Annotated in this window: 16 protein-coding genes; 8 read left to right on the forward strand and 8 right to left on the reverse strand. The window is 72.0% G+C overall.

The window, feature by feature from the left end:
- Positions 1-72 precede the first annotated feature (72 nt).
- Together AB0L21_RS15345 and AB0L21_RS15350 are read left to right on the forward strand one after the other, a co-directional pair.
- Positions 73-1,344 carry an amino acid deaminase gene (locus AB0L21_RS15345; protein WP_365784406.1) on the forward strand — a complete coding sequence of 424 codons (1,272 nt, stop codon included), beginning with the start codon at positions 73-75 and terminating at the stop codon, positions 1,342-1,344.
- Between the two features lie 9 nt (positions 1,345-1,353).
- Positions 1,354-2,964, forward strand: coding sequence for a D-aminoacylase (locus AB0L21_RS15350; protein ID WP_365784408.1), 1,611 nt, complete (start codon positions 1,354-1,356; stop codon positions 2,962-2,964).
- Positions 2,965-2,971: 7 nt separating this feature from the next.
- Here the strand turns inward: AB0L21_RS15350 and AB0L21_RS15355 are convergent, their stop codons facing one another.
- Both AB0L21_RS15355 and AB0L21_RS15360 read right to left on the reverse strand, forming a co-directional pair.
- Positions 2,972-3,847 carry a serine protease gene (locus AB0L21_RS15355; RefSeq protein ID WP_365701557.1) on the reverse strand — a complete coding sequence of 292 codons (876 nt, stop codon included), beginning with the start codon at positions 3,845-3,847 and terminating at the stop codon, positions 2,972-2,974.
- Positions 3,848-4,029: 182 nt separating this feature from the next.
- A complete protein-coding gene (locus AB0L21_RS15360) occupies positions 4,030-4,842 on the reverse strand; it encodes a hypothetical protein (protein ID WP_365784410.1) in 813 nt (270 codons plus the stop codon).
- Between the two features lie 126 nt (positions 4,843-4,968).
- Here AB0L21_RS15360 and AB0L21_RS15365 point away from each other — a divergent pair, with 126 nt between their 5' ends.
- A complete protein-coding gene (locus AB0L21_RS15365; RefSeq protein ID WP_365701561.1) occupies positions 4,969-6,180 on the forward strand; it encodes a pyridoxal phosphate-dependent aminotransferase in 1,212 nt (403 codons plus the stop codon).
- Between the two features lie 88 nt (positions 6,181-6,268).
- Positions 6,269-6,688, forward strand: a complete 420-nt coding sequence (locus AB0L21_RS15370) for a hypothetical protein (RefSeq protein ID WP_365701563.1) — start codon at positions 6,269-6,271, stop codon at positions 6,686-6,688.
- Positions 6,689-7,071: 383 nt separating this feature from the next.
- Here the strand turns inward: AB0L21_RS15370 and AB0L21_RS15375 are convergent, their stop codons facing one another.
- Both AB0L21_RS15375 and AB0L21_RS15380 read right to left on the reverse strand, forming a co-directional pair.
- Complete coding sequence (locus AB0L21_RS15375; protein ID WP_365784412.1) at positions 7,072-8,802, reverse strand: Ig-like domain repeat protein; 1,731 nt, start codon at positions 8,800-8,802, stop codon at positions 7,072-7,074.
- A 216-nt stretch (positions 8,803-9,018) separates the two neighbouring features.
- On the reverse strand, positions 9,019-10,842 hold the full coding sequence (locus AB0L21_RS15380; protein WP_365784414.1) for a phosphoenolpyruvate carboxykinase (GTP): 1,824 nt from the start codon (positions 10,840-10,842) through the stop codon (positions 9,019-9,021).
- A 278-nt stretch (positions 10,843-11,120) separates the two neighbouring features.
- On the opposite strand from AB0L21_RS15380, the gene AB0L21_RS15385 reads away from it, so the two are divergent.
- The 3 genes from AB0L21_RS15385 (at position 11,121) to AB0L21_RS15395 (ending at position 13,506) form a co-directional block, all read left to right on the forward strand.
- Entirely contained in the window at positions 11,121-11,834 is a 714-nt protein-coding gene (locus tag AB0L21_RS15385; RefSeq protein WP_365701569.1) for a hemolysin III family protein, read from the forward strand.
- 282 nt (positions 11,835-12,116) lie between these two features.
- Positions 12,117-12,749: a TetR family transcriptional regulator gene (locus tag AB0L21_RS15390; RefSeq protein ID WP_365701572.1), complete on the forward strand. Its 633-nt coding sequence runs from the start codon at positions 12,117-12,119 to the stop codon at positions 12,747-12,749.
- 34 nt (positions 12,750-12,783) lie between these two features.
- Positions 12,784-13,506, forward strand: coding sequence for a Mut7-C RNAse domain-containing protein (locus AB0L21_RS15395; RefSeq protein WP_365784416.1), 723 nt, complete (start codon positions 12,784-12,786; stop codon positions 13,504-13,506).
- A gap of 364 nt (positions 13,507-13,870) precedes the next feature.
- On the opposite strand, the gene AB0L21_RS15400 is transcribed toward AB0L21_RS15395, so the two are convergent.
- Both AB0L21_RS15400 and AB0L21_RS15405 read right to left on the reverse strand, forming a co-directional pair.
- Positions 13,871-15,922, reverse strand: coding sequence for a thioredoxin domain-containing protein (locus AB0L21_RS15400; protein WP_365701576.1), 2,052 nt, complete (start codon positions 15,920-15,922; stop codon positions 13,871-13,873).
- Between the two features lie 197 nt (positions 15,923-16,119).
- The gene (locus tag AB0L21_RS15405) at positions 16,120-18,147 is read right to left on the reverse strand and encodes an ATP-dependent DNA helicase (RefSeq protein ID WP_365784493.1); all 2,028 of its coding nucleotides are present in this window, start codon (positions 18,145-18,147) and stop codon (positions 16,120-16,122) included.
- Between the two features lie 587 nt (positions 18,148-18,734).
- Here AB0L21_RS15405 and AB0L21_RS15410 point away from each other — a divergent pair.
- Entirely contained in the window at positions 18,735-21,941 is a 3,207-nt protein-coding gene (locus AB0L21_RS15410) for a tetratricopeptide repeat protein (protein WP_365784418.1), read from the forward strand.
- Between the two features lie 9 nt (positions 21,942-21,950).
- Here the strand turns inward: AB0L21_RS15410 and AB0L21_RS15415 are convergent, their stop codons facing one another.
- Together AB0L21_RS15415 and mca are read right to left on the reverse strand one after the other, a co-directional pair.
- Positions 21,951-22,199, reverse strand: a complete 249-nt coding sequence (locus AB0L21_RS15415; RefSeq protein WP_365784420.1) for a hypothetical protein — start codon at positions 22,197-22,199, stop codon at positions 21,951-21,953.
- The gene (gene mca, locus AB0L21_RS15420; RefSeq protein WP_078611806.1) at positions 22,192-23,073 is read right to left on the reverse strand and encodes a mycothiol conjugate amidase Mca; all 882 of its coding nucleotides are present in this window, start codon (positions 23,071-23,073) and stop codon (positions 22,192-22,194) included. Before mca ends, AB0L21_RS15415 begins: the two co-directional genes overlap by 8 nt.
- Positions 23,074-23,127 lie beyond the last annotated feature (54 nt).

Genomic DNA, 23,127 nt, shown 5'->3' on the forward strand with positions numbered 1-23,127 from the left:
CGAGATGCTAGACACCTGTAAGCACTACACGCAATGGCTGTTGCAAGATATGCAACGCCCGAGAGGGGCTTCATGGGCACCGAAGCGCTCACCCGCCTTGCCGAGGAACCTGTCGACCACCGCTTCAAGGGCCTCCCCCCGGACGCCGACGGCCTGACCGTCGCCGAACTGGCCGCCCAGCGCCGCAACCTCTTCCGGGACGGCGACGGCTTCACCACCCCCGTCCTCGCGCTGTCCGCCGAGCGCCTGGAGCACAACCTCGCGCTGATGGAGACGTACACCGCCCGGCACGGTCTCGCGTTCGCCCCGCACGGCAAGACCTCCATGGCCCCGCAGCTCTTCCACCGCCAGATCGAGCACGGCGCCTGGGGCATCACGCTCGCGGTGCCCCACCAGGTGCGGGTGGCCCGCGCGTTCGGCGTCCAGCGGGTCTTCCTCGCCAACGAGCTGGTGGACGCCCCCGCCCTGCGCTGGATCGCCGGCGAGCTGGCCGCCGACCCCGAGTTCCGGTTCGTCTGTTACGTCGACTCCGTGCGCGGGGTGGAGCTGATGGACGCGGCCCTCGCGGGCACCGCCCGCCCGGTGGACGTCGTGATCGAGCTGGGCGCGGGCGAGGGGGCCCGGACCGGCGTGCGCACGGAGGCGGAGTGCGCGGCCGTCGCCGCCGCCGTCGCCGCCGTACCGACCCTGCGCCTGGTCGGCGTGGCGGGGTACGAGGGCGAGGTACCGCGGGCCGATCCGGAGCGCGTGCGGGCGTATCTGCGGCGGCTGGTGGCGCTGGCCGCCGGCCTCGACAAGAGCGGGCGGTTCGACGAGGCCGGGGAGATCGTGGTGAGCGCGGGCGGCAGCGCCTGGTTCGACGCGGTCGCCGACGTCTTCGCCACGATTCCCGGACTGTCCAGGCCCGTGCTGAAGTTGCTGCGCTCGGGCGCGTACGTCTCGCACGACGACGGGCACTACCGCAGGCTCACCCCGTTCGGCCGGGTGCCCGAGGAGGGCGCCCTGGAGCCCGCCTTCCGGCTGTGGGCGCAGGTCGTCTCCCGGCCGACGCCCGAGCAGGCCTTCGCCGACGCGGGCAAGCGCGACGCGGCCTACGACCTGGACCTGCCCGCCGCCCAGGTGGTACGCCGGAACGGCGAGGAGCGCCCGGCCACCGGCATCACCGTGACCGGACTCTCCGACCAGCACGCCTGGCTGAGCACGGACCCGGAGGCGGACCTGGAGGTCGGTGACTGGATCGGCTTCGGCCTGTCCCACCCGTGCACGTCCTTCGACAAGTGGCAGCTGATCCCGGTGGCCGAGGCGGACGGCACGGTCGTCGACTACATCCGTACGTTCTTCTAGGAGGCCCGCGTGGAGGACCTGGTCATCCGGGACGCCGACGTCGTCGACGGCAGCGGGGCGGACGCGTACCGCGCCGATGTCGTGATCGACGCCGGCCGGATCGTCTCGATCGTCAAGGAGGCCGCCGCGGCGGGCTGCCAGCGCCCGCGCGCCATGCGGGAGATCGACGCGGAGGGCCTGGTCCTCTCCCCCGGCTTCATCGACATGCACGCGCACTCCGACCTGGCCCTGCTGCGCGACCCCGACCACAGCGCGAAGGCCGCGCAGGGGGTCACGCTGGAGGTCCTCGGGCAGGACGGGCTGTCGTACGCCCCGGTGGACGACCGCACGCTTCAGGAGGTGCGCCGGGCGATCACCGGCTGGAACGGGTACGGCGAGGACATCGACTTCGACTGGCGGAGCGTCGGCGAGTATCTCGACCGGCTGGATCAGGGGATCGCCGTGAACGCGGCCTATCTGATCCCGCAGGGCACGGTCCGGGCGCTCGTCGTCGGCTGGGAGGACCGCGAAGCCACGCCCGAAGAGCTGGACCGGATGCGGCGGTTGGTGGCCGAGGGGCTGGAACAGGGCGCGGTCGGGCTGTCCTCGGGGCTGACGTACACACCCGGGATGTACGCCGGGGACGCCGAACTGACCGAGCTGTGCCGCGTGGTGGCGTCCTACGGCGGCTACTACTGCCCGCACCACCGCTCCTACGGCGCCGGCGCCCTGGAGGCCTACGCCGAGATGGTCGAGCTGACCCGGGAGGCGGGCTGCCCGCTGCACCTCGCGCACGCGACGATGAACTTCGGCGTGAACAAGGGCCGGGCACCGGAGCTGCTCGCCCTGCTCGACCGGGCCCTGGAGGCGGGCGCGGACATCACGCTGGACACCTATCCCTACACCCCCGGCTGCACCACCCTGGCCGCGCTGCTGCCGAGCTGGGCGAGCGAGGGCGGCCCGGAGGAGATCCTGGCCCGGCTGACCGACCCGGCGACGGCCGAGCGGATCCGGTACGACCTGGAGGTCACCGGATCGGACGGCTGCCACGGCGTGCCGGTGGAGTGGGAGACGATCGAGGTCTCCGGGGTGACCGATCCGGGCCTGGCGCAGTTCGTGGGCCGCACGGTCCGGGAGGCGGCGGAGCCGCGCGGCGAGACCCCCTGGGCCACGGCGCGCCGGCTGCTGGTCCAGGACCGGCTCGGGACGACCATCCTCCAGCACGTCGGCCACGAGGAGAACGTCCGCGCGATCATGCGGCACCGCGCGCACACCGGCGGCTCCGACGGCATCCTGCGGGGCAGCAAGCCGCACCCGCGCGCGTACGGCACCTTCCCGCGCTATCTCGGCCACTACGTGCGGGAGTTGGGGGTGCTGACGCTGGAGGAGTGCGTCGCCCACCTCACCTCCCGGCCCGCGGCGCGGCTGCGGCTGCCGGACCGCGGGCTGGTGCGCGAGGGCTACCGGGCCGACCTGGTCCTGTTCGACCCGGAGACGGTCGCGCCCGGCGCCGGCTTCGCCGAGCCCCGCAGGCTGCCGGCCGGGATTCCGTACGTGCTGGTCGACGGCCGGTTCGTCATCGAGGACGGCAGGCGGACGGACGTCCTTGCGGGACGGTCCGTCCGCCGTACGCCGCTGTGATCCGTGCTTACGGCTTGGGCAGGGTGCAGCCGGCGGCGCTCAGGTCGAGCTTGTTGCCGGTGGTGAAGCAGGCCGGGATGTTGTAGGTCTCCTCGGCGTAGTTGATGCCCTGGCGGACGGTGACGGTGCCGTTCGCGTCGACCTCGCACGGGTTGTTCACCGTGCACCGCTGGCCGTCCTCGTTGCCGGTGTTGTTGACGGCGACGACCTTGCCGGTGGCGGTGTCGATGACCGGGGAGCCGGAGGTGCCGCCGATGGTGTTGCAGGCGGAGGTGTAGCGGACCGAGTCCTTCCAGGTCCAGTCGCCCTCCTTCAGCCGGTACACGAACCCGTCGATGCTGCAGCTGTAGACGCGCTTCCAGTAGCCGGAGACCACCTTGATGGCGGTGCCGGCGACCGGGTGCGTGTCCTGCACGGTGAGCGGGCTGATGCCGTACGAGTTCCTGATCGCCGCGTAGGTGGTGGTGGTGCGGTAGATCGTGACGTCCGTGTCCGTCATGGTCGAGTAGACGACCTGGTTGGCGCGGAGGGTGGCGACCTTGGTGCCGGCGGAGTTCAGCAGGCCGAAAGTACGGCTGGAGGACTGGCCGGTGATGACCTCGCCGGGGTCCGGGAAGCCGGTCTCCAGGCAGTGACCGTTCGTCAGCACGAGGGCCGGGTCGGTGTCGGCGGAGCCCGGGAAGCGGATGACGGAGCCGGAGCAGTTGCTGAGCGACACGGTGCCGGCGAAGTCGACCGTGACCGCGGCGGCCTTGGCGGAGTGCGGGGCGGCGGAGTGCGGGGCGGTGGTCCGGGCGGCCGGGTGGGGCGCGGCGACCGCCGGGGTCGCGCCCAGCCCGGCGATGGCCAGGGAGGAGAGCGCGGCAAGGAGAGGCTTGTTCACGTGGGGGTCCCCTCTTACGACTGGGGCGACCGGAGTTTCTTCCGGTCGCCCACTCGGTTGTCATGCGCATTCTCAATGTCGGAGAGGGGCGGGGACAAGACACCGTGTCAGGTCATAGGGGTTTCCCTGTGCGGACGGGCGGCGCCGGGGCCGCCGTGGCACAGCACGGGACAACTCGGCGCTCAGCGCGGGCGTTTGGTGGTGCCGTGGCCGTGACCGTTGCCCCTGCCGGAGGTACCGGACGGTGACGCCGTCGGCGTGCCGGCCGACACCGTCGTCGTCGCCGTCGCCGTCGAGATCGGCGTCGGCGCGCCGGACGGCGACACGCCCGGCGCCGAGGGCGTGGTCGTGACGGACGGGCCGTCGGCGGTCCCGCCGTTCGCGTCTCCCCCGGCGCCGGTGTCCGAGGGGGTGGCCGGGCGCGACGGCGCGGGGTCGCCGGCCTCCGGGGCGCTCACGCTCGGCGCGCCGGTGTTCCCGCGCGGGCTCACGGGAGCGGAGTCGACGCTCGCGCTCCTGCCGTCCTCGGGAGGCGCGCCGGCCGGGGAGCCCGAGCCGCCCAGCGCGGCGAACGCGGCCACGGCACCGGCCACGCCGAGTACCCCGGCGACGACCGCCACCCGGCGCCGGCCGCCCCCGCGCCGAGCGGCCCGCCGCCGCCCGGCCCGGCCCTCACCGGGCGTCCCGACGGCCGTGGAGGGCGCGGCCGGAAGCGCGGCCCCTGTCCGCTCTGCGGCCTCGGGCGCCGCAAGGGTCCCTGGAGCCTCATAGGCGCCGTGGGTCTCGTAAGCCTCGTGGGCCTCGTGGAGGGCGGGCAGTTCGCGGGTCGCGTCGTAGGCGTTCTGCCAGCCGTGCGCGGCGGCGGGGTCGGCGTACTGCTCGTACGCGGGGGCCGGAGCCGGCTGCGGGTGGTACACGTTCGGCTGGATCTCGGGCGCGCCGCCCGCTCCGTTCATGCCGTCCGCCCCCGCCTCGTACTCCCGTTCCGTGGACATGCCAGCGAATTGTAGGGACGCAAGAGGCTCCTGAGACAGCCGACGGTGATATCCGGGCAAATCTCCGTGTCTCACGTGGCGGAAAACACGAGCCATGAGGCGTTACCGGGCCGTAAGCTCACGCACATGCAGGTGATCCAGTCGACCAAGCTCGCCAACGTCTGTTACGAGATCCGGGGCCCGGTTCTCGAGGAGGCCATGCGGCTTGAGGCGGCGGGCCACCGCATCCTCAAGCTGAATACCGGCAACCCCGCGGCCTTCGGTTTCGAGTGCCCCCCGGAGATCCTGGAGGACATCCTCCGCAACGTCTCCACCGCGCACGGCTACGGCGACGCCAAGGGCCTGCTCGCCGCCCGCCGCGCGGTCGTGATGCACAACCAGACCCTCGGCATCGAGACCGACGTCGAGCACGTCTTCATCGGCAACGGCGTCTCCGAGCTGATCGTGATGGCGATGCAGGGCCTGCTGGACGACGGCGACGAGGTGCTCGTACCGGCCCCGGACTATCCGCTGTGGACGGCGGCCGTGTCCCTCTCCGGCGGTACGGCGGTGCACTACCGCTGCGACGAGCAGTCCGACTGGATGCCGGACCTCGCCGACGTCGAGCGCAAGGTCACCGACCGCACCAAGGCGATCGTCATCATCAACCCGAACAACCCCACGGGCGCGGTCTACGACGAGGCGATGCTGCGGGGTCTGACGGACATCGCCCGCCGGCACAATCTGCTCGTCTGCTCCGACGAGATCTACGACAAGATCCTCTACGACGGTGCCACGCACACCCCGACCGCGAAGGTCGCCCCCGACCTGCTCACCCTCACCTTCAACGGCATGTCGAAGGCCTACCGGGTGGCCGGCTACCGCGTCGGCTGGATGTCGATCTCCGGCCCGCGCGCCCACGCCGACTCCTACATCGAGGGCCTGACGATCCTGGCGAACATGCGGCTGTGCGCCAACATGCCGGGGCAGCACGGGGTGGTCGCCGCGCTCAGCGGACGCCAGTCGATCAACGACCTGGTGCTGCCGGGCGGCCGGCTGAAGGAGCAGATGGACACCGCGTACGAGCTGCTGACGCGGATCCCGGGGGTGAGCTGCGTACGGCCGAAGGGCGCGCTGTACCTGTTCCCCCGGCTGGACCCCGACGTCTTCAAGATCAAGGACGACCGGCGGATGGTCCTGGACCTGCTCCGCAGGGAGAAGATCATGGTCGTCCAGGGGACGGGCTTCAACTGGCCCGAGCCGGATCACTTCCGGGTGGTGACCCTGCCGACGGTGGGGGATCTGCGGGACGCGGTGACCCGCATCGGGAACTTCCTGGACGGATACAGCCAGCTGTAGTCGACGCGCTTCACTCCGTGACCCGACTCAACTTTAGACGAAATCCAAGCTAAGATGGCTTCCTGTCAGAGCACAGGAGGCCATCCCCATGTACGAGCCGATCCGCACCAAGTCGGTCCACAGCACGATGGCCGGCACCGCCTCGGACTTCCCCCATCGGTCCCGCGAGGAGGAGCTGGACATCCAGCTCGCAGGGCACCTCGCCGCACTGCTCGCGGTCACCGACGAGTTGCGCGCGCTGACCCCGTCCGCCGACCTGGACACGGCCGCGGAGCGCCTCGCGGCGCAGGTGGCCCGGCTGCGGGGAGGACGTACGCCGCTGCGGGCGGCGCCGGCCGCGGCCGGTGACCCCGTCGCCCTGCACCGGCGCGCGCACGCCCTCGCCGGGCGCGCGCTCGTGGTCGCCGCCTCCCGCGCCGACACGGCGGTGGCCATCCTCTCGGCCGAGCGGATGGACGCGCACGCCGCCGCGCTGTCCGCCGACCCGAAGGAACTCAGCACCGCCTGACCCCCGCGGGGGTCCCCCGATCGGCCCCGGTCCGCGCGCACCCGCAGCGACGCGCGGACCGGGCGCCACACACTGCGCTCGGCTCGGACCGGGGTGCGGGGTGCGGTGCCTTCTCTTCTGCCGGACGCCGGTCCCTCGTGGCCGGGCGCCGGTCAGATGTGTGGGGGTTGAGCAGCGTCGCGGCGGAGAAAGGGTGACCGGCGTTTCCCGGCACCGCCCCGCCGCCCTACCGTGCCCGAGGCTGCGTCCGGCGCCGCGAACGGCCCTCCCCCGGCAGCCGCTCGGTCGCCGACGGGCTGCCGGACCCGTACGGGAACGAACCGCGCCGTCGGCTGTCCCGCACCCGGTATCCGGGGGACCGGGGCGGGACGGGGGCGGCGAACTCAGCGCCTGACGTACACCGTGGCCGACGCCGTGGCACCCGTGTGCAGGTCGTCGCCCGGCCAGCTGACGGTGTAGGTCACCTCGCGCCGGGTGCGCGGCAGGTCGTCGACGGTGAAGATGCCGTCGGCGGCGACGGTCACCGACGACAGGGCGCCGGTGCCGAGCCGGTCCGTGCGCCGCACGGTGAGCGTGGCCCGCTCGGGCAGGGCCTTGCCCTGTGCGGTGAACGTGCCGGTGAGGTGGACGCCCTCGCTCATCGTGGCCTCGTCCGGACCGGTCAGCGTGAGCGAGCTGGGCGCCTTGCCGACCGTCACCGTGTGGGTGACGTCGGTGGCGGGGCGGTGGGTCAGGTCGCCCAGGAACGACACGGTGTACGTGGCCTCGCCGACCAGGCCGGGCTCGTCCAGGACGGTGAAGGTGCCGTCGTCCCGGACGGTGGCGGTGCCCAGCTGGTGCCTACCGTTCGCGTCCTCCCGTACGGCGGTCACCTTCAGCGGCTCGGCGGGCGCGGGCCCGTCCCACTCCAGCCGGCCGCGCACCGACAGCGGCTCACCCGCGACGGCACCGGAGGGGCTGTGGGCGAGGTCGCCGGCGAAGCGGGTGTCGTACTGGACGGCCGGGGGCTGGATGACGTGCAGCCAGTACTCCTGGCCGGTGCCGCCCCGGGTGACCGCGAAGAGCCGGGAGCCGTCCTCGGACCAGGCGAGGCCCCGCGGCGTGACCCCGTTGCCGTCGAGGCTGCCCTCGAAGGCGAACTCCAGCGGCGGCGTGCCGTCGGCCGGGTCGGCGCTCTGCACCAGCAGGTCGGGCGTGCTGCCGCCGGCCTGGGCACCTCGGGCGATGTACGTGCCGTCGCCGCTGAAGGCGACCGCGGTGGAGGTCGCGCCGGCGGGCAGGGCCTGGTACTGGCCGGGCGCGTCCGACAGGTCGCCGGCGTTCAGCAGCCGGGTGCCTGCGGTGGCGTCGGCCACGGCGACCTTGGTGCCGTCCGGGCTCGCCGCCATGTCCTCCAGGTCGAGGGCGCCCTTGCCGTCGCCGTCCGCGAACCGGCGGGAGGCGTCCCGCACCGGGGCGGCGCCGCTGACGTCGAACGAGGCGAGGAAGGGGTTCGCGGCACCGCTCTCCTTGGGCTGCCCCATGAGGAGACGGTTCCGCGCGCGGGCTCCCGGGGCCAGCTGGAGCCGGCCGACGTCGTTCCAGCCGGTCCGGGAGACCGCGCCGTCCGTGAGCATGTCCAGGGACGTCGTCGCCGTGGCGCACAGATAGCTCTGGAAGACGTAGGCGTCGGTGCTCCACACCGTGCCGCCCGCGTAGGCGAGTTGGCGTCCGCAGGTGTCGTAGGCGGCGCTGTGCGCGCCGTTCTGCTGGAGCGTGCCCGTGTCGTACGTGACGACGCGTCCGCTCTCGCCCACGTACAGCGTCGACGAGTCCTCGCTGAGCGCGACGCCGGAGACCGAGCTGGTGTGCGCGAGTGACGCGACCTTCTGGCCCTCGAAGTCGTAGACCAGCACCGTTCCGGCGGCCTGGCCGTCGCGCTGGTCGGCGATGTAGACGCGCTGGTGCACGGAGTCGACGGCCAGGCCGGAGTACGACGAGATCGGCAGCTTGGCCACGGCGTCGGAGGCCGCCGCGTGGGCCGCGGGCGCGGCGGCGACGGTCAGTCCGGTCCCGGCGAGTACGGCGGTGAGCAGTGTGGCCGTGAGCCGTCTGGAGCGGTGTGCTGTATTCAACTGTGCCCCCCACAGGCTGAATCGAGCACCTCACCGGTGTCGGTGAGACGCCTGTAGAGGCCATGAAACAGCTGTGAAGATCGCGTGGGCAAGGGGGCGTGCGCGACCGGGCCCCGCACGCCGTTGTGCGGGGCCCGGTGGGTCGTTCACCGCGGCCGGTCGTGACGATCGCTGGTCAGGGCACGGCGACCGGCCGCGGAGTCATCGGTGGGCTGTTCAGCCCAGGCGCTCCACCAGCGCCCGGTACTGGTCCCACAGCTCCTTCGGGGTGTGGTCGCCGAAGGTGTCGAGGTGCCCGGGGATCAGCGCGGCCTCCTCGCGCCAGACCTCCTTGTCGACCGTGAGCAGGAACTCCAGGTCGGATGCGGAGAGTTCGAGGCCGTCGGTGTCCAGGGCGCCCTTCGTCGGCAGGATGCCGATCGGGGTCTCGACGCCCTCGGCCTTGCCCTCCAGCCGCTCCACGATCCACTTCAGGACCCGGGAGTTCTCGCCGAAGCCCGGCCAGACGAACTTGCCCTCGTCGTTCTTCCGGAACCAGTTGACGTAGTAGATCTTCGGCAGCTTGGACTGGTCCTTGTCCTTGGCGACGTCGACCCAGTGGGCCATGTAGTCGCCCATGTTGTAGCCGCAGAACGGCAGCATGGCGAACGGGTCGCGGCGCAGCTCGCCGACCTTGCCCTCGGCGGCGGCGGTCTTCTCGGAGGCCACGTTGGCGCCGAGGAACACGCCGTGGTTCCAGTCGAAGGACTCCGTCACCAGCGGCACCGCCGTCGCGCGGCGCCCGCCGAAGAGGATCGCCGAGATCGGCACGCCCTTCGGGTCCTCCCACTCGGGCGCGATGATCGGGCACTGCGAGGCCGGCACGGTGAAGCGGGCGTTGGGGTGGGCGGCCGGGGTCCCTGACTCCGGCGTCCAGTCGTTGCCCTTCCAGTCGGTCAGGTGGGCCGGGGGCTCCTCGGTCATGCCCTCCCACCACACGTCGCCGTCGTCGGTGAGCGCGACGTTGGTGAAGACCGCGTTGCCCCAGAGGGTCTTCATCGCGTTGGCGTTGGTGTGCTCGCCGGTGCCGGGCGCGACGCCGAAGAAGCCGGCTTCGGGGTTGATCGCGTAGAGCCGGCCGTCCTCGCCGAACCGCATCCAGGCGATGTCGTCGCCGATCGTCTCCACCGTCCAGCCGGAGATGGTGGGCTCCAGCATGGCGAGGTTCGTCTTGCCGCAGGCGGAGGGGAAGGCGGCGGCGACGTACTTGGACTCGCCCTGCGGCGGGGTGAGCTTGAGGATCAGCATGTGCTCGGCCAGCCAGCCCTCGTCGCGGGCCATGACGGAGGCGATGCGCAGGGCGTAGCACTTCTTGCCGAGCAGGGCGTTGCCGCCGTAGCCGGAGCCGTAGGACCAGATCTCGCGCGACTCGGGGAAGTGCGAGATGTACTTGGTCTGGTTGCAGGGCCAGGGGACGTCCTCCTGGCCGGGCTCCAGCGGGGCGCCGAGCGTGTGGACGGCCTTGACGAAGAAGCCCTCGTCGCCCAGCTCGTCCAGGACGGCCTGCCCCATGCGCGTCATCGTGCGCATCGAGACGGCGACGTAGGCGGAGTCGGTGATCTCCACGCCCAGCGCGGACAGCGGGGAGCCGAGCGGGCCCATGCAGAAGGGCACGACGTACATCGTGCGGCCCCGCATGGAGCCCCGGAACAGGCCCTTGTCACCGGTGAAGATCTCCCGCATCTCGGCGGGGGCCTTCCAGTGGTTGGTCGGGCCCGCGTCCTCCTCCTTCTCCGAGCAGATGAAGGTCCGGTCCTCGACGCGCGCGACGTCGGACGGGTCGGAGGCGGCGTAGTAGGAGTGCGGGCGCTTGACCGGGTCGAGTTTCCTGAACGTTCCCTTGGCGACCAGTTCCTCGCACAGTCGCTCGTACTCGGCCTCGGAGCCGTCACACCAGACCACGCTGTCCGGCTGCGTCAGTTCGGCGATCTCGTTGACCCACGAGATCAGTTCCTGGTGGTGGGTGGGGACGACGGTGGGAGCCGCGATGTCGCGCGCCACGATTGCTCCTAAGTGAGGGATTTTTGTGTTCTCGCCCCGTGGGGGCCGCGACCCGGATGCTTCGTAGCCTGCTCATCCGGTGCCGACCGCACTCATTTGATCATCCGAGTCTAGTGCCCATCTGTCCAGAGGGCATCACAAGTGAGCGGCGTGAGGAATCCCACGGTTACCACGACTCTTTGCGTCCACGTTGAGTTCAACTGAAGGACTTTTTGCCGGATGACTTGATTGAACGTTCATTGATGAGCGACGTACGGCAGCGTCGGTACCATGCGGCCATGACTGCGTCCGCCTCCGACGCGCCCACGGACACGCCGGCCGCCGGCCGTGGCCCCGTGGCGCTCTCCCTGCCGCATCCGGTCAAGCCCAGGCTCCGCGGCTGGCTGCACCTCGGCATGTTTCCGGCCGTACTCATCGCGGGCCTCGTGCTCACCGCCCTCGCCGACTCGACCAGAGGCCGCGTCGCCTGCGGCATCTACGCCCTGACGGCCTGCCTCCTGTTCGGCGTCAGCGCGCTCTACCACCGGGGCAACTGGAGCCCCCGCATGGACGGAGTGCTGCGCCGCCTCGACCACGCCAACATCTTCCTGATCATCGCCGGCACCTACACCCCGCTGACCCTGCTGCTCCTGCCCGGCACCAAGGGCCGGTGGCTGCTGTGGAGCATCTGGGCCGCCGCGGCGGCCGGCATCGTCTTCCGGGTCTTCTGGGTCGGCGCCCCGCGCTGGCTCTACACGCCCTGCTACATCGCGATGGGCTGGGCGGCCGTCTTCTTCCTGCCCGACTTCCTGCGCACGGGCGGCGTCGCGGTCCTGGTCCTGGTGGTCGTCGGCGGCCTGCTCTACAGCGCCGGCGGCGTGATCTACGGCATCAAGCGCCCGAACCCGTCACCGCGCTGGTTCGGTTTCCACGAGGTCTTCCACTCCTTCACCCTCGCCGCGTTCGTCGTCCACTACGTCGGGATCTCGCTGGTGGCGTACCAGCACGCGTAGTCCGCCCTCCGCTGCCTCAAGGGCCACGGCTGCCGAGCCGCGGCCCTTGCTTATTGACACGTCGACGCTTTTGAGAATCACTCTCATTCAATGGTGGCCACCACCTCTGCCGCCCCGCCGCTGGTGGGCACTCGGAGCCCTGGTCGCGCCGGGGACTCCGTGGTGGCCGTCCAGCTGATCGGCGTCAGGACCGGCTCCGCGCGTCTCGCGGCCTCGGCGGACGGCGCGGGAGGAGTCCCCGGCCGTGGCCCCCACCACGGCCGATGCCGGACAATGACCGGCATGACGCCCGCACGTTCCCCGCTCTCCCCCGCCGACCGCCCCCAGCTGGGCCTGCGTGAACGCAAGAAGATCAAGACCCGCGAGGCGATCCGCGCCGCGACGTACGCGCTGATCGAGGAGCAGGGCTACGACGCCACGACGATCGACCAGATCGCCGACCGGGCCGAGGTGTCACCGTCGACCGTCTTCCGCTACTTCCCGACCAAGGAGGACATCGTCCTCACCGACGAGTACGACCCGCTGATGCTGGAGGAGTTGCGCGCCCGGCCCGCGGAAGAGTCGTGGATGGACTCGGTACGGCACGTGATGCACAAGGCCATCGACGCGATGATGGCGGAGGACCCCGACGTGGTGCGGGTGCGGGCGCACCTCGCGGTCCAGGTCCCCGCCGTCCGTTCCCGGATGGTCGAGAGCATGTCGGAGACCGGACGCCTGCTCCGCACGGCCCTCGCCGAACGCTCCGGGCTGGCCGCGGACAGCCTCGAAGTGCGCGTCTACGCGATGGCCCTCGTCGGCGGCCTGATGGAGGTCAACATGTCCTGGGCGGAGAACGGCTTCCAGGACGACCTGCGCGTCATGACGGACCGGGCCCTGGACGTCCTGGAGCACGGCCTCCCCGCCGGAAAACCCTGAGGCCCCCGGTCCGCGCCCGTGGCATCCTGACCGGGTGAACGGTCCCGAGATCCACGTCGAGCTCGCCCCCGAACTGGCCGTGTTCGTCCAGCGGAAACCGCACCGGACGCTCGTCAGCGACGGCGTCTCGACCCTCGGCCACGTCGTCGAGTCCCTCGGGGTGCCACTGACCGAGGTCGGCGCGCTGGTCGTCGACGGCCGCGAGGTCCCGCCCTCGCACATCCCGCAGCCGGCCGAACGGCTGGTCATCCGGCCGGTGGAGCGCCCCCAGCGGGTGCCCGGCGCGCCCCTCCGCTTCCTCCTCGACGTCCACCTCGGCACGCTGGCCCGCCGGCTGCGGCTGCTCGGCGTGGACACGGCGTACGAGTCGACGGACATCGGCGACCCGGCGCTCGCCGCCCGCTCGGCGGCCGAGAAGCGGGTCATGCTCAGCCGCGACCGGGGCCTGCTGCGCCGCCGGGAACTGTGGGCGGGCGCGTTCGTCTACAGCACCCGCCCCGAGGACCAGCTCCAGGACGTCCTCGACCGCTTCGCCCCCGACCTGCGCCCCTGGACCCGCTGCACCGCCTGCAACGGCCTGCTGAAGGAGGCCACCAAGGACGAGGTCGCCGACCAGCTCAAGCACGGCACCCGACGCTCGTACGACGTCTTCGCCCAGTGCACGGCCTGCGGCCGCGCGTACTGGAAGGGCGCGCACCACGACCAGCTGGAGGCGGTCGTGGAGCGGGCGCTGAGCATGCGTACCCAGAGCGGTTGAGTACGCCGGCCGATCCGCGGGGACCGGCCGGCGGGGTTGGCTGGGGGCATGAACACGGCACGGACGACCGGCGCCCGAGTGCGGGACGACGTCCGCGTGGCAGCGGGGTGGGGGCTCGGGCTCCTCCTGCCGACGGTTTTCGTCTGCACACTGGCTACACCGCGTCCCGCCGGACCTCGTGGAGCCGGTGCCGGACCCGCTGGCTGACAGGCGCCGCCAGCCCGCACCGCGCCCCACCGCACCTCGTAAAGCCGACGCCAGACCCGTTGGCTGACAGGCGCCGCCAGCCCGCACCGACGGCCGCACCGCGCCCCGCCGGACCCAGTGGAGCCGGTGCCGGGCCCTGGGCCGGTGGCCGAGTTTCTCAGGAAGGCGTCAGCTTCGCTCGCAACGCGTCCGGGTCCGTCACCGGCAGGTCGCAGACGAAGCCGCGGCAGACGTACGCGGTGGGCGCGCCGTCGACGAGGATGCGGCCGGCGAGCAGCGGGAACTCGTCGCTGTCCGGGGTGCCGCAGGCGACGACGGCACCCGGGGCGGTGCTCAGCAGCGCCGTACGGTGCAGGGCCGCTGTCCGCTCGTCGTCCGGGGCCGGTCCGACGACCGCCACCTCGCGCGGCCCGTCGAGCAGCGCCTCGGCGACCGCCAGCCCCCATCCGATGAACCGGGGCACGCGCGGCCCGAGCGTCTTCACGACCCCCAACGCCCGCTCCGCCGCGGCCCGGTGCGGCTCGGAGCCGGTGTGGGCGGCGTAGCTCAGCAGCGCGCCGGCCGCGGCGGTCCAGCCGGAGGGTGCGGCGTTGTCTGTGGGGTCCTGGGGCCGGCGGATGAGCTGCTCGGCGTCGGACGCGGTGTCGTACAGGGCGCCGGTCTCGGTGTCGGTGAAGCGGGCGAGGACATGGTCGAGCAGCAGTCCGGCGAAGTCGAGCCAGACGCCCTCACCGGTCACGGAGGCGAGCGCGAGGAAGCCCTCGGCGACGTCGGCGTAGTCCTCCAGCACACCCGCGTTGGGGCCGACCCGGCCATCCTTGCTGGTGCGGGCGAGCCGGCCGTGTTCGTCCAGGTGGACGCGGACCAGCAGGTCGGCGGCGGCGACGGCGGCCTCGGTGAGGTCCGGCCGGTCGAAGCAGGCGCCGGTCTCGGCTAGCGCGGCGATGGCGAGTCCGTTCCAGGCGGCGACGACCTTGTCGTCCCGGCCGGGCGCGGGGCGCCGCGCACGTGCGGCGAGGAGCCGGTCCTTGACGGAGGCGATCTTCTCGGCGTCGAACACGCCTTCCGTCTGCGGCAGTTGCAGGACGGACTGGCCGTGCTCGAAGGTGCCCTCATCGGTCACGCCGAAGTACTGGGCGGCGAGGTCGGCGTCGTCACCGAGGGCCTCGCGCAGCTGCGCCGGCCGCCAGACGTAGTACGCCCCCTCCACGTGCCGCCCGCTGCCGTCGTCGCTGTCGGCGTCGAGGGCCGAGGCGAATCCGCCCTCGGTGGTGCGCAGGTCGCGGAGCAGGAACTGGGCGGTGTCCAGCGCGACCCGCCGGGCGAGATCCGAGCCGGTGGCCCGCCACAGGTGGGTGTACACCCGGCAGAGCAGGGCGTTGTCGTACAGCATCTTCTCGAAGTGCGGCACGACCCAGTCGCGGTCCACGGAGTACCGGGCGAACCCGCCGCCGAGCTGGTCGTAGATGCCGCCCCTGGCCATCCGCTCACACGTGTCCCGGGCCATCTGGAGCGCGCCCTCGGCGCCGGTCCGCGCGTGATGGCGGAGCAGGAACTCCAGCACCATGGACGGCGGGAACTTCGGCGCGCCGCCGAAGCCGCCGCGCTGCGGGTCGTACTCGCGGGTGAGCCCCAGCAGGGCCTGAGCGAGTTCCTGCTCGCCGGGCGCCTCGGCGGCCTGCCGCACGATCTCCCGCTGGGAAAGATCGCGGACGATCTTCCCGGCGACGTCGGCGACCTCGTCCCGGCGGGTGGTCCACGCCTGCTGGACGCCCTCCAGCACCTGACGGAAGGAGGGCATGCCGTGCCGGGGTGCGGGCGGGAAGTAGGTGCCGAAGTAGAACGGCTGCGCGTCCGGGGTGAGGAACACGGTCATGGGCCAGCCGCCGTGCCCGGTGGCCGCCTGGACGGCCTCCATGTAGACGGCGTCCACGTCCGGCCGCTCCTCGCGGTCGACCTTGACGCTGACGAAGTGCTCGTTGAGGTAGTCGGCGGTGGTCTGGTCCTCGAAGGACTCGTGGGCCATCACATGGCACCAGTGAACCAACAGAAGACGTAAGTGACAGGACGCGTAGCCCACGCTCAAGAGGATGGGCACGTCCCGCCGCTTCGCTTCTGTCATCGCCTCCTCTCCCCATGGCCACCAGTCCACTGGATTGGTGGCGTGCTGGAGCAGATAAGGCGACTGGGAGTCGGCCAGTCGATTCATACCGGCATCGTCGCACGATCCGGAGCGTCCGGCCCTGCAATCGAGGGCCAGACCCGGGAGTAATGAGATGCATACGGCACGTGACCAGGAAGGTGCGTGCCCCGCCCCGGCGGAGGAGTGCGCGGACTGGTCCGAGCAGCTGCTCTGCTCCATCCCGTGCCGGGTGCGCCCGTGGCGACGACGCGGGCACCGAGCCGTCAGGCGGGCTGGACGGTGATGGTGCAGAGGCGCTTGGTGGCCCGGGTCAGGGCTACGTACAAGTCCCTTTCCCCACCGGGGCGGTTCGTGATGATTTCCTCGGGGTTCACGACGACGACTCCGTCGAATTCCAGGCCGCGTGCTTCGGACGCCGGGACGATGCCTGCGTGGTGAGCGATGCCCTGGGCCGTCAGCTCGCTCACCCTGGTGTCCGCGCAGATCACTCCCAGAAGCTCGCCCGGGTGCGCGGTGCTCTGGGCGCGCAGCTCCTGAACGACGGCGGTGACCAACCCGTCCGGAGGTGTGGTCACGGTGCGGGGGCTCTCACCGCTTCGCAGTGACCGTGTGGGCTTCTGGTCCGGAGCGATCCGCGTGAGCAGGTCCCGGGCGCTCTCCAGAATCTCCTGCGTCGTGCGGTAGCTGACGGTCAGGTTGTGCAGTGTGAACCGCGGTCCGACGTGGGGGCTCAGTGCTTCCTTCCAGTCGCGTGCTGTCGCGACCGGGCCTGCCTGGGCGAAGTCACCCACCAGTGTCATCGCCTTTGCCGGGCAGCGGCGGACGATCATCCGCCACTGCATGGCGGTCAGTTCCTGCGCCTCGTCGACGACGACGTGCCCGTACGTCCGCTCGGGCGGCCCGTCGACCAGGCTCGCCGCCTCGTCCAGCAACGGCAGATCGGCATCGGTCCACGGGTCGTGCGGACCGCGCAGCAGAAGGGACCGCTCCTGCGCGGTCAGGTGGGGCAGGCGCTCGGCGAGAGCGTCGGCGTTCGTCAGGAGTGCCTTCACGAGGTCACCGGGTACCAGCCGCGGCCACAACCCCTCGACCGCTCGGTCGACGCCGGCGTCGTCGAGGAGATCGGCTCGGATGGCGTCCAGGTCCAGCTCGTGGACCGGACCTGAGTCGGCCGCACCTTCGGCACGGCGCTGGGCGGCTCCCGTGAACCGGTCGAGGTCGATGCCCGTCATCCTTTCGGCATCGGCGTCGATCTGCTCCAGGAGGTCGCCCATGTCTCGTCGCATCGCGTCGGTGACGGCGTCGACCAAGAGCTCTTTGAACACCTGGCGCGCGGGGTTGTGCCCCGGTGCGGCTGCCACGGCGGCTTCGCGTGCCGCGGCGACTTCCTCGCCGGGGAGGTGAACCAGTTCCTGTCCGACCCGCACGGTGAAGTCACCGGCGGGGGCTTGGTGGACGCGCAGCAGGCCGGCCAAGGCGTCGGCGAGGCCGGAGCCGCCCTTGAGGCGCGCCGTGTCGAACGGGTCCACCGTGTCCGTGGACACTGCGGCCAGTTCCCGGCAGGTCGCCAGAGCGACGTCGTTCTCTCCGAGCGAGGGAAGGACCTGGGAGATGTAGTCGAGGAACCGGGCGTTCGGGCCCACCACCAGGACACCCTCCTCCGCGGCGCGCGGGAACGCGTACAGGACATAGGCCGCCCGGTGCAGGGCGACCACCGTCTTGCCGGTGCCGGGCCCGCCCTGCACCACGGTCACCCCACGGTGGGCGGAGCGGACGATCTCGTCCTGCTCGGTCTGCAGCGTCGCGACGGCCGAATGCATCCTGCCCGTGCGCCGTGCCGACAGGGCCTCGGTCAACGGGCCGTCCCCCACGACGTCCTCGTCGGTCGGGGCGGTCCCGTCCAGCAGTTCGTCGCTCACCGAGACGACCGTGCGCTCGTCGAGGCGCAGGTGCCGGCGCCGCCGCAGGTCCATCGGGTGGACCGGTGTCGCCTCGTAGAAAGGCCGCGCCGCGTTCGCGCGCCAGTCCACGAGCGCAGGCAGGTCATCCTCCTCCCTGTGCAGTCCGATCCGCCCGATGCGCAGGGCCGTGCCGTCCGTCCAGTCGATGCGCCCGAAGACCAGCCCCTTTTCGGCGCCCTCCAGCCGGCCGATTTCCTTGGTCAGACGTTCGGCGGCGGTTTCTCTCTCGTATGCCTCACCGGCGCTGTCCGCCGGGGCCTTCAGCACGCTCGCTCGATTTGCTCGCACCTCGGAAAGCCGCTCGGTGAGCAACTCGTACAAGGAGGACACATAATCCTGCTCCGATTCGACCGCACGCACGGCGGGATCATTCATTGCACCTTCGGATGCCGATCGGCGGGAACTTGACCGACTGGAATGTAAACAAACTCCACAACGCCGTCAAGCTCGGAGTTTCTCGCCAAAACGATTGCGGCCGAACGAGCTATATGCCTCTGCCGGATTTGCGGACTGAGTAGTTTTATGCCTCCGACGGATTTGCGAGTCGAAGGAATTCATGCCCCAGTGAGCTGTAGCACCGCGTCGCCCGCGGGCGCCCCGGGCAGGGAGGATTGCGCCGGACCGGCGAGCGGCGCGGTGATGACCTCGGGGTGGACGGTGCGGCCCTCGGCGGTCGTCAGCGCTCCACTCTCGCGCGCATGCGCCGGCCGTCACCACCCTCTTGTCGTCCGACGAGCCGGGCCGGCTCACCCGTGCCGTCGATGCGGGATCACGACAGCCACAGCGGCGGCTCTTCACGTCCGGTGGCAGTCGGCACGAAACCCTCACCACCCCCGCTGATCGCGACCCCCTCGCCATCCCACCGTCCCCGAAGGACACTCGTAGGCAACGGAGTTGCCGCCGGAGGGGGACGGGACATGCGGGACGGTCATCGGGCGGAGGCCGAGCGGCTGCTGGTGCGGGCCGTGGAGGAGGAGGTACGGCGTTCGGGCGGGCGGATCGACGGCCAGGTGCTGCTGTCGCGGGCGCGCGGCGCGCTGGACGCGATGGCGGGAGCGGCCGGCGAGGAGTACGAGGCGTACACGCGCGCACTGGACGAGGCGGAGGCCGGCCGGCTGACCTTCGGCCAGCGGTACGCACGGGAAGGCGCCGGAACGGCCCTGCTCGTCGCGGCGGTCGCCGCCGTCGCCGCCGCCGTGGCCGATCTGACCCTCGGCACCGGTACCGGCACGGCCCTCGGCGCGGGCGTCACCGCGGCCACGGTGGGCGCCGCGGCGACGGTGGTGAAGGTGGCCGGTGCGCATCTGCCCGCCGCCCACCACCGCGCGGGCGCGGCCGGTCAGCCCGGCGGCCCGGAGCAGCTGCGGTTGCAGTGGCTGACCGCGCTGGAGGTGCGGGGCATCCGCCCGTTCCTGGACCAGCAGCGGGTGCTCAGCGCCTCCACCGGCGCCAAGAAGAAGGGCGGCGGCCCGGCGCTGCGCGGCGCGGACAAGAGCGCGGCGGCCCGCAGGCGCTCGGTGCTGGAGCAGTCCTTCGGGCAGCTCCCGGACGCGGACGGTCCGTTCGCGGGACGCCGGGCGGAGCTGGGGCGGATCAGACAGTGGGCGCAGGCGGCCCGTGCGGCCACCGAGACCCGGCCGACGCTGGTGGTGCTGCACGGCGAGCCCGGCTCCGGCCGGACCACGCTCGCGGTGCGCGCGGCACACGAACTGCGGGACCACTTCCGGGGCGCGGTGGTGGTGGACCTGCGCGGCGACAGCCGGGAGGAGGCGCCGCTGTCCACCAGGGACGCCCTGCTGCACCTGCTCAACCGGCTCGGCGCGCCCCGGGAGCAGCTGCTGTTCCGGGAGAGGTCCTCCCCCGACCAGCAGGTCAAGCGGCTCGCCGAGCTGTACCACCGGTATCTGACCGGACTGCCGGTGACGATCGTGCTGGACGACGCCTCGGACCCGGAGCAGGTGCGCGCCCTGGTGCCGGAGCGGTCCGACAGCCTGGTGCTGGTGACCAGCCGTACGCCCCTCGACCTGCCCGCGGAGCTGGGGGCCTGGGTGCACGAGCTGCCGGTGCGGGCGCTGGACGCGGCGGGCGCCGAGGAGCTGCTGAGCGCGGCGGCGGAGGACGCGTCGGGGCCGTACGACGCCGACTCCGCCGACCGGGTCCGCGAGCTGTGCGGCGGGCTGCCGCTGGCGCTGCGGACCGCGGGCTCGGCGCTGGGCCCGCGCTCACCCCGGCAGCTGGCCGCGGACCTGGGCGCGTACGGCCCGGTGGAGCCGGTGGAGCGGGCGCTGTGGCTGCGCTACACCGACCAGCCGGAGTCCACCCGCCGGCTGCTGCGCAGGCTCGCCCTGGCGGGCCGGGCCTCGCTGGGCGCGGCGGCGGCGGCCTCGCTGCTGGCCACCGACGAGGCGGAGGCCGGCCGGCATCTGGTGGCGCTGGCCCGGGCGGGCCTGATCGACCATGTGCGCGGCAGCCGCTACCGGCTGCACGACCTGGTGCGGGCCTTCGCGCACGCCCGGCTGCTGGACGAGGAGGACCCGGCCGAGCGGGCGGCGGCGCAGGAGCGGCTGATCGTGAACTACGCGGAGCTGGCCGACTCGGTGCTGCGCCTGGTCGACGGGAACATGTCGACGCGGTCGAACCAGTTCGGCTCGCACGGCTTCCCCTCGCTCGACGAGGCCCTGCGCTGGCTGGACGACGAGTCCAGCTTCATCACGGCGGCCCTGCGGCACGCGGAGGGTGTGAACCAGGCGGCCGTGCTGAACCTGCTGGGCGCGCTGTGCGACTACTGCCTGTTGCGCGGCGACCTGTACCGGCTCGGTGAGATCAGTGAGCTGGCGCAGTCGGTGGACCAGGGGCTGCTGGTGCGCTCGGTGCAGTGGCGTACCGGCATCGCGGCCCGGCAGCTGGGCGAGCTGGACAAGGCGCGGACCACACTGACCTCGGTCGTGGACCTGTACCGGGAGGCCCACCATGACGCGGGAGCGGCCCGCGCGCTGACCTCGCTCGGGATCACGCTGCACCACCAGGGCAATCTCACCGAGGCGGCGGCCAAGCTCCAGGAGGCCCTGGACCTGCAGGCGGCGCCGGAGCTGGCGACGGACCGGGCGTGGACGATGCACGCGCTGGCGGCCGTCCAGCGGGACCGGGCCCGGCTGGCTCAGGCGCTGGACCTGCTCACCCGCTCCCTGGTCCTGCACCGCGAGGGCGGTTCGGTGCACGGCGAGGCCTGGGCGCACTTCCAGCTGGGCCAGCTGGCGCTGCGGCTGGGGGACGTACCGCGCGCGGAGACGGAGCTGCGGGCGGCCCTGGAGCGGTACGGCAGGACGCGGGACGCCCGTGGGGAGGCGTGGGCGCTGACCCAGCTGGCCCGGGCCCGGCTGGTGGCCGGTGACGCCTCCGCGGCCGTGGAGGGGCTGCGCCAGGCGGTGCCCCGGCACCGGGAGAACGAGGACGCGCGCGGCGAGGCGTGGACGCTGTACTACCTGGGGCAGGCGCTGGAGGAGACCGGCGAGCTGGACCAGGCGGTGCGCGAGCTGGAGCGGTCCCGGACGATGTTCTCCCGGATACGGGACGTGTACGGCCTGGCCTGCGCCCGGCACCATTCGGCACGGGCGACCAGGGACCAGCGGGCCGCGCAGACCGGCTCGCTGCGCAACTCCGGTTTCGCCCGTCAGCTCCTGGTGGACGCGCGCGCGGACTTCCAGCGGATCGGCGTCGCCCACGGCGAGGCCTGGACCTGCCTGGAGCTGGCGGTGGTGGACGCGGGCAACGCGCGGACGCAGCAGGCGCTGGCGCTGTGCGACGAGGCGCTCACCCTGTTCACGTCCTACGGCGACCGGCGCGGCGAGGACTGGGCCCGCTTCCTGCGCTGCACCCTGCTGCCGTACGCGGCGCCGGGCGGGGTGGAGGTGGGCACGGCCGTCGCCCTGGAGGAGCTGGCCCAGCTGGCCCGCGCCACGCATCCGCTGCGGGACGAGAAGCTGGAGGACTACGCCTCGGCGTACACCCTGCTGCTGGAGCGGGGCGTCCAGCTGGAGGCCGGCTGGCAGGCCTGGCGGCTGCGCATGACTCCGGACCGCCACGCCCGGGAGGTGATGGGGGTGGCGGTACCGGCGGGACGCTGACCCGGCGGGTCAGCGCTGCTGGGCCGCGGAGTCGGCCTGTTCCCGGGCGCTGTCCGCGTCGGCGTCCGGGGACTCCTTGAAGTCGACCTTCTGCATGTGCTTGTTCATCGACTTCATCAGGCCCCACACCGCCACGGCCATCACCGCGAAGACGATGAAGCCGAGGACGCCGGGGGTGACCTTGTTCTCGTCCACCTCCTTGGCGAGGGGGGCGAGATGCGTCACTGCCAGGCTCACGCTTGCGCTCATGTCAGGCATTGTCCCGGATGCCCGCGAAGAGGTCGTCCTCGGGGAGGGAGGTATCGACGAGAGACTTCGCCAGCTCGTACTCCTCCGTCGGCCAGACCTCCTTCTGGAGCTCCAGCGGCACCTTGAACCAGCCGCCGTCCGGGTCGATCTGCGTGGCGTGGGCGATCAGCGCCTTGTCGCGGATCTCGAAGAAGTCCGCGCACGGGATGTGCGTGGTCAGGGTGCGCTCGGTGCGCTCCATCTCGTTCCACCGCTTGAGCCACTCCCCGTACGGCGACTCCAGGCCGCGGTCGAGCATGGCCTGGTGCAGCGCCTCGGTGCGGGGACGGTTGAAGCCCTGGTTGTAGTAGAGCTTCAGCGGCTGGTAGGCGGGACCGAACTCGTCCTCGGGGTACTTCTCGGTGTCCGCCGCGCCCTCGAACGCCACCATGGAGATCTTGTGCGTCATGATGTGGTCGGGGTGCGGGTAGCCGCCGTTCTCGTCGTAGGTGGTGATCACCTGCGGGCGGAAGGAGCGGATCTGCTTCACCAGCTCACCGGCCGCCTTGTCGACGTCCTCCAGGGCGAAGCAGCCCTCGGGCAGCGGCGGCAGCGGGTCGCCCTCCGGCAGCCCGGAGTCGACGAAGCCGAGCCACTCCTGCTTGACGCCGAGGATCTCCCGGGCCTCGTCCATCTCCTTGCGGCGGACCTCGTGGATGTGCTCCTCGATGTAGGTGTCGCCCTGCAGCTTGGGATTGAGGATGGACCCGCGCTCTCCGCCGGTGCAGGTCACCACCAGCACGTCCACCCCCTCGGACACGTACTTCGCCATGGTGGCCGCGCCCTTGCTCGACTCGTCGTCGGGGTGCGCGTGAACGGCCATCAGTCGCAACTGGTCAGTCAAGACTCAATCCTCGGTAAGTCGGCGCCCCCGTGGCTCCGGGTGCGATGAAACAGG

The sequence above is a fragment of the Streptomyces sp. NPDC052721 genome (assembly GCF_040678315.1).
Taxonomy (GTDB): domain Bacteria; phylum Actinomycetota; class Actinomycetes; order Streptomycetales; family Streptomycetaceae; genus Streptomyces.

What these genes read in the sequence shown, in the direction of transcription:
- AB0L21_RS15345 (WP_365784406.1), top strand. Translation starts at nt 73, where the DNA reads ATGGGCACCGAAGCGCTCACCCGCCTTGCCGAGGAACCTGTCGACCAC.
- AB0L21_RS15385 (WP_365701569.1), top strand. Translation starts at nt 11,121, where the DNA reads ATGACTGCGTCCGCCTCCGACGCGCCCACGGACACGCCGGCCGCCGGC.
- AB0L21_RS15370 (WP_365701563.1), top strand. Translation starts at nt 6,269, where the DNA reads ATGTACGAGCCGATCCGCACCAAGTCGGTCCACAGCACGATGGCCGGC.
- AB0L21_RS15400 (WP_365701576.1), bottom strand. Translation starts at nt 15,922, where the DNA reads ATGAATCGACTGGCCGACTCCCAGTCGCCTTATCTGCTCCAGCACGCC.
- AB0L21_RS15410 (WP_365784418.1), top strand. Translation starts at nt 18,735, where the DNA reads ATGCGGGACGGTCATCGGGCGGAGGCCGAGCGGCTGCTGGTGCGGGCC.
- AB0L21_RS15415 (WP_365784420.1), bottom strand. Translation starts at nt 22,199, where the DNA reads ATGCCTGACATGAGCGCAAGCGTGAGCCTGGCAGTGACGCATCTCGCC.
- AB0L21_RS15365 (WP_365701561.1), top strand. Translation starts at nt 4,969, where the DNA reads ATGCAGGTGATCCAGTCGACCAAGCTCGCCAACGTCTGTTACGAGATC.
- AB0L21_RS15360 (WP_365784410.1), bottom strand. Translation starts at nt 4,842, where the DNA reads ATGTCCACGGAACGGGAGTACGAGGCGGGGGCGGACGGCATGAACGGA.
- AB0L21_RS15390 (WP_365701572.1), top strand. Translation starts at nt 12,117, where the DNA reads ATGACGCCCGCACGTTCCCCGCTCTCCCCCGCCGACCGCCCCCAGCTG.